Source organism: Pseudoalteromonas sp. SR45-5, from assembly GCF_014163565.1.
GTDB lineage: Bacteria > Pseudomonadota > Gammaproteobacteria > Enterobacterales > Alteromonadaceae > Pseudoalteromonas > Pseudoalteromonas distincta.
Map to the genome: position 1 here is coordinate 1 of NZ_JACJDN010000793.1, position 1,546 is coordinate 1,546.

The window sequence follows — 1,546 nt, forward strand, 5'->3', positions numbered from 1 at the left end:
CATCAATTTTTTGAAAACGACGTACTAATGCACGGTCTTTCTCAAAAATATTTTTATACTCATTGTAAGTAGTTGAACCCATACAACGTAACTTTCCACTTGAAAGCAGTGGTTTAAGCAAGTTTGATGCATCCATAACGCCACCAGACGCTGCGCCAGCACCTATTATGGTATGTATTTCATCAATAAATAAAATAGACCCAGGTTGTGCCTGAAGCTCTTTTAATAAGCTTTTAAAGCGCTTTTCAAAATCGCCACGGTATTTAGTACCTGCAAGCAATGCCCCCATATCTAGTGAGTACACAACTGCATCTGCAATTACTTCTGGTACTTGCTCGTTCACAATACGGTACGCTAAACCTTCAGCAATAGCTGTTTTACCAACGCCCGCTTCACCAACAAGTAATGGGTTATTCTTTTTACGACGACACAATACTTGTACCGTACGCTCTACTTCGCTGTCGCGCCCAATCAGTGGGTCAATATTACCTTCACGAGCCTGAGCGTTTAAGTTAGTTGTAAAGCTGTCTAGCTTACTTGCTTCTTCGTTTTGAACTTCTTGCACTTCTTCATGTATATCATCGCTGTCGTCGCCTAGTTCATCATCAGCTTTTGAAATGCCGTGCGAAATAAAGTTAACAATATCTAAGCGCGATACATCATGCTTTTTAAGTAAATAAACAGCTTGGCTCTCTTGCTCAGAAAAAATAGCAACCAGCACATTGACACCCGTCACTTCGTTTTTTCCTGACGATTGCACATGAAACACAGCACGTTGTAATACACGCTGAAAACCAAGCGTTGGCTGAGTTTCACGCTCTTCTTCTAAATCTGGGATGACAGGTGTTGTTTCGTCAATAAATTCTAATAATTCGGTTTTTAAGCCTGAAAGATTAACACCACACGCGTTTAAGGCTTCTCCTGCAGAAGGATTATCTAATAGCGCAAGTAAAAGGTGCTCTACGGTCATAAACTCATGACGGCGAGTGCGCGCTTCACGAAACGCGGCATTTAAAGTGAGTTCTAAGTCTTTGTTTAGCATTGGCAACCCCTTACTGAGATAATAATTTATACCACAACAATCGGATGTTTGATCACCCTAATTGGTATTTATACCAATTGTATTAAATTGGTATTATTCCTGCTCACAACTACAAAGCAGTGGATGCTCGTTATCCCGTGAGTAACGGTTAACTTGTTCAACTTTGGTGTGGGCGACATCGGCGCTATAAACACCGCAAATACCCTTACCTTTTTCATGAACCTGAAGCATCACATCGGTTGCTCTATCGCTATCCATATTAAAAAACGTCGTTAAAACTTCAATTACGAAGTCCATCGGCGTGTAGTCGTCGTTATTTAAAACAACTTTATATTTTCGCGGCGGCTGTAGCTTTTGCTTTTCACTGTCGCGAACTGTGTCAATAACACCTGAATCTTTCATACCACTCATAATTAAATATAGTCTTGTCTTTGTAACTCAAGCAAACTTGAATAAAAAAATAAATAAAATGTTAAAAAATAACTCAAAACACTTGACTGGTTG

At 39.7% G+C, this 1,546-nt stretch carries 2 protein-coding genes; both read right to left on the reverse strand.

What is annotated here, in order from left to right; all coding sequences use genetic code 11:
* The coding region (locus H5072_RS19100) for a Clp protease N-terminal domain-containing protein (protein WP_182694468.1) at positions 1-1,042 on the reverse strand (1,042 nt) is incomplete at its 3' end.
* A gap of 93 nt (positions 1,043-1,135) precedes the next feature.
* A complete protein-coding gene (clpS, locus tag H5072_RS19105; RefSeq protein WP_002962498.1) occupies positions 1,136-1,444 on the reverse strand; it encodes an ATP-dependent Clp protease adapter ClpS in 309 nt (102 codons plus the stop codon).
* Between the last annotated feature and the right edge of the window lie 102 nt (positions 1,445-1,546).

Coding starts and splice junctions, on each gene's coding strand:
- clpS (WP_002962498.1), bottom strand. CDS start 1,444: ATGAAAGATTCAGGTGTTATTGACACAGTTCGCGACAGTGAAAAGCAA.